The sequence below is a fragment of the Fibrobacter sp. genome (assembly GCA_012523595.1).
Lineage (GTDB): Bacteria > Fibrobacterota > Chitinivibrionia > Chitinivibrionales > Chitinispirillaceae > JAAYIG01.
This window is the reverse complement of record JAAYIG010000161.1, coordinates 1-6546: the sequence shown is the minus strand read 5'-3', so window position 1 is coordinate 6546 and position 6546 is coordinate 1. Positions and strand designations below refer to the sequence as shown.

Sequence of the window (6546 nt, the reverse complement as noted above, 5' to 3'; positions counted from 1 at the left end):
CTGTCCATGGCAATCGTTCTGACGACTCTTTCTCCCAGATGCTGCGTAGTTTCCAGTATCAGGTTTCTGGATTGATTGTTCTCAGAAGCTGGCAATATAACTTTTAAAGCTGTGTTGATTTCGGGCAAATCACCCTCTCCAAAAGAGACATCCACAACAGCTCCTACCACCTGAACTATTTTTCCGGTATTCTGATAATTTTGGGAATCTTTGTTATCTGTGTTCATATACACTCCATTACTGATCAATAGCCTCTTTACCTGAGACTATTTCGGTGAGTTCTGTGGTAATAGCAGTTTGCCGTGCGCGGTTGCGCAGTTTGATATAACGCTGAATCATTTTGTCGCAATTTGCTGTTGCTGCATCCATCGCACCCATGCGGGCAGCATGTTCACTTACGGTTGAATCCAGGCATGCTTTGTAAATTTTTGCTCTGATGGCCACCTGAGAGACACTGTGCAGTAATGAGGTGCTATCTTCCTCGAGCAAGAAGTCTTGAGGCTCAGTGAATAAATCTTTGCTGATTTCAAAGGGCAGCAGACGTTCCAGACAGGGCTCTTCCAATAATGCAGCTTTTCTGGTATATACGATCCAGATTTCCTGGAATGCACCTTTTATAAATATGTCAAACAGGTCATCAGCAATTGTGCTGGCAGTGGTATAATTTGGAGCGGAATTCCCCGCATACACTTTCTCTACAGGAAGTTTTTGACGCTTGAAAAATGCATGTCCTTTTGATCCTGCAAAGCTGAACAGGCATTCGCATCGTTTGGAAGAGAGAACATCAGAGAGCTGTATAGCTTTCCTGATTGCATTTGTATTGTATCTGCCACATAACCCTCTGTCACTGGTGAACAGTATTATCAGTGATTTTTTGACTTCCGGATATCCATTGAGGAATATATCGGGATTCTTGACCAGAGATGCTATCCGGTTAAGCATTGACATTGAATTCTGGTAAAAAGGGATTGCAGCCTGTTGCGTTTTCAGGTATTTCTGAAGCTTTACCGAGGAGATCATTTTCATGGAACTGGTGATTTTCCTGGTGTTCTTCAGGCTGTTGATTTTTTTGTTATATTCTCTTAATCCCACCATGGCTTTTTACATCGCTTCCTGTTTTCTGGGTGGAGAAAGCATTATTGAACGCAATTCTTCACTGTTCTGAGCATTTATCCAGCGGTTGAGGAAACTCTGGTTATTTACTGCCTGAGCGATTGCAGCCAGTGCATGTAAATGGGTGCTGCGCTCATCGATTGTTCCAGCCAGAAAGAATGTTGCACGAACATTGGGTGCGGTGGAGCTGAAAGGAATCCCTGGTTTGCTGCGTACCGCCACCAGTGCGAATTTGTGTTCTCCCGGAATTACAAGATGAGGAACAGCAAATACCGATGTCAGCGCAGTTGAAGCGGTCTGTTCCCGATCCATAAGTTGCTTGTAGATAGCATCAGCTTCAAACTGAACCTTTTTTGAAAGATGATCTGCAGCTTTTAAAAACAGCTCTTCGAGACTGAGTTTATGCTCGATATCAAGTATTACACATTCTTTTATGATTTTGTCAAATTTATCCTTAAAGGGAGCGCTCTTCTCTTCAGGTTCCTGGAGAATATCGCCAATTTCTTTTTCAAGAGAGGGCGAGAGCAGTTCTTTAGCAGTTACCCTTTCGATTAATTTATACATTTCATAACGGTTCATTCCCGGAGAGTCTGCAACTGCCATTGCCAATGAGTGTCTACTGTAAAACTGGGCTTCCAGATTCTCCAGTGAAAGCGATGGATCAAACTGGTTGGCAAAATCGTCCAATACTGATCGTGCTTCCTTGTCCAGTTCTTTAGTAAACTGTCCGCTTTTTTTCAATTTTTCCATTAAAGAACCATATTTCTCTCTGAGAAAAAGATGCAGATGCCGTTCGTATATTTCCAGTTTTGAAACCGGGTAGCTATCGAGATAGCCATGGGTACCGGCATAAATGATCATCACCTGATCAAATATTTCCATGGGCTGATACTGTTTCTGTTTGAGAATTTCGGTTAGATGTTCGCCGCGATCAAGCTGCTGTTTGGTTGATTTGTCCAGATCGGCTGAAAATTGACTGAATGCAGCCAGTTCCCTGAACTGAGCCAGTTCGAGTCGCAAAGATCCGGCGGTCTGTCTCATGGCCTTGATCTGGGCAGATCCTCCCACTCGCGAAACGGAGATACCGGCATTAATTGCAGGGCGTATTCCTGAATTGAAAAGATGGGTTTCCAGAAAGATCTGCCCATCGGTAATAGAGATCACATTGGTGGGAATATAGGCTGAGATATCACCTGCCTGTGTCTCTACTATTGGAAGAGCGGTCAGGGAGCCACCGCCACGTTCATCACTGAGCTTGGCAGCTCTTTCCAGTAATCGTGAATGAAGATAGAAAATGTCTCCCGGATATGCTTCTCGCCCCGGCGGCCTGCGTAAGAGTAAAGAGATCTGGCGGTATGCCTGAGCCTGTTTTGTCAAATCATCGTATACAATAAGCGCATGTCTTCCGGTATCACGGAAGTATTCAGCCATTGCACATGCTGCATAGGGAGCGATATATTGCAATGGTGCCGGATCTCCGGCTGTGGCGCAGACTATGGTGGTATATTTCATGGCACCATGCTGACGAAGTTTTTCCACGACTCTGACTATAGATGAGCGTTTCTGGCCTATTGCTACATAAAAGCAGTATACGGGTTCTGAGACGTTTTTACCCTGGTTGATGATTGCATCTATTGCCAGGGCGGTTTTTCCTGTACGGCGATCACCTATGATTAACTCGCGCTGCCCTTTGCCAATAGGAACCAGTGCATCGATTGCTTTGATACCGGTAAACAGAGGTTCACATACATCCTGTCTGTCGATGATTCCAGGAGCTTTGCATTCGACAGGTCTGGTAATCGATGAGTCAACTGGTGCACCATCATCCAGAGGACGTCCAAGAGGATCAACAACTCTTCCCAACAGTTGTTCTCCTGCAGGTACACTGGCGATAGTACCGGTGCGCCGGACAATATGCCCCTCTTTTACATGTGAGGCATCATCCAGAAGCACGACTCCTACATTATCCTCTTCAAGATTAAGAGCGATTCCGGTAACCGGCTTTTTTCCTGGAATATCAATCTGCAAAAGTTCACCAGATATCACAGATTGCAAACCATACACTCTGGCGATTCCATCACCAGTCTGTATAACTTCACCGATGTCTGCGGTCTGAGAGTAAGAGGAGAACTGTTCGATTTCCCGTTTGAGAATCGAGACGATTTCACCTGTTTTTAAGGATAAATCCATAATAGCTCATTCCTGTCATTTATTAACATCATAAAATCTCAAGACCAAATCTTTAATTCCTGTCATCTATAAAAATCAGACAATTCTTGTCATGTTCCCTTTTTCTTCAAATCCAAAATCTCAAATCAGACATCTAATATCCTTTTTAGTCTGTTTAGAGCGCCTTTGGTACTGCAATCGAGCATCTTGTCCTCATAAACCAGAACAAATCCAGCCAGAAGTTTCGGGTCGATTTTGTATTCTATATCAAAAGTACATCCGTTTTTCTTTTCCAGCTCTTTTTGAAGTTTCTGTCTTTGAGAAGTGTCCAGCTCTTTTGCACTGGTCAGAGTAGCCTTTAGAATCTTCTGACTCTGGTTGTTGACCATAAAAAATTCGTCAAGTATTTCTGGAAGCAGTTTTTGACGCTTATGGGTTGAAACCAGAATAAGAAAGTTTAAGGTCAAATCTGTTACGTGAGTTCCCAGCGCTTTTTTTAGGATGTCAGATCGATCAGCCGGAGAAAACTTAGGAGAAGAAAGCTGCATTAATAAAGGCTCACCTGATCTGAGAAAATCCTTCAATAGTGTGACATCTTTTCGTACCTGCTCTAATTTACCGGTATCCTGTGCAGCCTGGAAAAAAGCCAGTGCCCAGTTGCGGACAATCAGTTGAATGCTCATAGTTTATCCAGATGTTTTTCTATTATCTTGCGATGGGTTTCATCGTTAAGACTCTCTTCTATTAACTTCTCAGAGGTATTTATGACCAATTCGATTGTCTGGTTTTTTATTTGTTTTAAGGCGTTTTCCTTTTCTGTTGTTATCTTTTCTTTTGCATCCTCAAGAGCAGCCTGCGCTTCTTTGCGGGCGCGATCGATGACCTGCTGCGCGGTATTTTCGGCTGTCTTTCTACTGTCTTCGATTATTCTGCTGGCCTCATTTTGGGCATTGCGGATCATGGCCTGCTGAGTTTCAGCAATTTTTTCCAGCTCCTCCCTGGTCTTTCTGGCATTGTCAATAGTATCTGCCACCAGACGCTCCCTGGCTTTTATGGAGTCCATCATGGGAGTCCAGGCATATTTACGAAGAATGATAAACAGTAATCCGAAAACCACCCAGGTCCAGATCGCAAGACCTGGATCAATAGAGAAAAGTCCGCTTATTGGAGTGTTCTGATGGACCACTGACGCAGTAGTATCATGTGGATTCATACCGTATTACCTGTTTATTTCGTCATTATCAAGATCAGACAAGCTACTGCAGCAAAAAAAGCTACACCCTCGATCAGGGCAGCACCCAGAATCATCAATATTCTGGCATCATTTTTAATATCCGGTTGTCTGGCCATGGAATCGAGTGCTTTACTACCAAGGGTCGAGATTCCGAACGCTGCTCCAGCTACAATTATTGCCAGACTGATTACAGCCCCAAAATAACTGATATTGATTCCTGATACTGCCTGTTCCATAATAAAGCCTCCTTTATGAGAAAGAAACTAGTGATGACTACTAAACATACTTATAAATATTGCTGAAAGTATAGTAAAAACCAACGCCTGAATTACCGCTACCAGTAACTCTAAAAGATTTATGAAAAGTGCAAGTGGCACAGAAATTACACTGGCTGCCGGATGAATTATGAAAATCAACAGAAGTAATGAGAGTATTACAAAGTGACCTGCGATCATATTGGCAAAGAGCCTGATTGCCAGTACCGAACATTTTATGAATAGTCCCGGTATTTCTATCAGTATAAGGAAGATACCAATCGGCAAAGGTAATCCTGCAGGAACCATGTTTTTAAAGAATCCGAAAATTCCATTACTCTGCATTCCCTGTGCAACAATTGCGACTAGAATAATCAGTGCCAGTGCAGTGGTGACACTGAGATTGCCAGTTGAGGTTCCAAAAAGGGGAATAAGTCCCATAATATTGGAGGTCAAAAGGAAAAAGAACAGTGTCAAAAAGAATGGGAGCCACTTTTGGCCGAGTTTCTCACCCATTACCGGATAGATCAATGCATCACGGATAAACAGCACCACTGGTTCAATTGCCAGACCCAGTTTCCCAGGTGTAGTCCTGTTGCCGCTGAATGCTGCACAGAAAACGATTATAAGAATTGCTGCTGCGATCACTAACATGATAGCATGCATCGTAAGGGGAATAGTGAGAGAGCCAATTTTCAAATCGTGTATAGGTATTGGTGGCACTGCCGGTAATATGGCCCACTCTTTTTGGTCGCTGACATGATGCATCAGCATGCCAGACAGATCAGAAGATGAATTGGATGACGAACCCAAAACTGATCCGGTTAATAACAACAGCAGAAATATAAGATGCATAGCTAACCCTTTTTAGATGCGGGTTTTTAAAAGTTTCTACAAAAATATCAGTAAATTACATGTAGAAGCTGCTGATCGCAAATCAGCAAATCTGCAGATCGTGAAGTCTGTTAAGCACAAAATTAACAGACCGGGATTGAAGACTAAATTAGTAGAACTTTTGAGCGGAATTGATTCAGGTATAGGAAGTTACAAACTGATGTATATGTGGTATCAGAACGGGAGTCGTTATGGAAACGAATGTATGAGAAGTTCTTTTTACTGGCCAGAGGGTTTTTATCGGTGTCCAGAATGTGATGAACTGGTAAAATATCTGATAAATCGAAACAGCAGTCAGAAAAGAAGATGTTTTGAGGTACTATTTCGGAAAAAGAAGTTTCGCCTTGAGAATTGTCGCATCTGCAGGCATCACTTTTTTCTGACAATGATACAAACGTTGTTGAGATGGCAACTATAAAAAATAAGAGGCTTCTTTTTAGAACGATGTAATCTGCAAAAATTCTGGAATTCATATTTTTTATCCTGGAAAAAAAATATAGCTCTTTTCTTATAAAGGATCAACTACCTTATTCCGATCCCTTTATCTGCAGCTTCCAACAACTATAGTATAAGATATTCATGGTAAAAGGTACAATTCAAGGGATTGGGGATTTCTTTATACCTGACGATCATGCTTCCTTATGAAAAAAGATGCAAAAAAAACACAATCGAGAAGCTGATACAGATTGTTTTTTTTATCTTTGGGGTATGTTAATAAGTAGATAATACAAATAGAATGTGTTTTAAGAATACAGGAAAAGAAAAAAAATTGAACCGCAAAACATGACGAGGCAACAAAACAAGAAAACTAATCTTATATTATTTATAGAAATAGGGTGAGTGTGTACTTAATCGATTCAGCAGAAACCCTTTTTCTGGGAT

General features: G+C 42.0%; 7 protein-coding genes. All 7 read right to left on the bottom strand.

From position 1 onward, the window contains the following. Positions 1 to 227, bottom strand: a 227-nt coding sequence (locus GX089_10870; protein ID NLP02989.1) for a hypothetical protein, incomplete at its 3' end; no start/stop codon positions are given. A gap of 10 nt (positions 228 to 237) precedes the next feature. Beyond that, complete coding sequence (atpG, locus tag GX089_10865; GenBank protein ID NLP02988.1) at positions 238 to 1095, bottom strand: ATP synthase F1 subunit gamma; 858 nt, start codon at positions 1093 to 1095, stop codon at positions 238 to 240. A gap of 6 nt (positions 1096 to 1101) precedes the next feature. Then, positions 1102 to 3303: a F0F1 ATP synthase subunit alpha gene (locus tag GX089_10860; GenBank protein ID NLP02987.1), complete on the bottom strand. Its 2202-nt coding sequence runs from the start codon at positions 3301 to 3303 to the stop codon at positions 1102 to 1104. Positions 3304 to 3428: 125 nt separating this feature from the next. Next, a complete protein-coding gene (gene atpH / locus GX089_10855; protein NLP02986.1) occupies positions 3429 to 3965 on the bottom strand; it encodes an ATP synthase F1 subunit delta in 537 nt (178 codons plus the stop codon). Further along, positions 3962 to 4495 (bottom strand): F0F1 ATP synthase subunit B, encoded by a 534-nt coding sequence (gene atpF, locus GX089_10850; GenBank protein NLP02985.1) that lies wholly within the window; start codon positions 4493 to 4495, stop codon positions 3962 to 3964. The genes atpH and atpF overlap by 4 nt, the downstream gene beginning before the upstream one ends. Positions 4496 to 4509: 14 nt before the next feature. After that, positions 4510 to 4752, bottom strand: coding sequence for an ATP synthase F0 subunit C (gene atpE / locus GX089_10845; protein NLP02984.1), 243 nt, complete (start codon positions 4750 to 4752; stop codon positions 4510 to 4512). Between the two features lie 27 nt (positions 4753 to 4779). Continuing rightward, entirely contained in the window at positions 4780 to 5625 is an 846-nt protein-coding gene (gene atpB, locus GX089_10840; GenBank protein NLP02983.1) for a F0F1 ATP synthase subunit A, read from the bottom strand. Positions 5626 to 6546 lie beyond the last annotated feature (921 nt).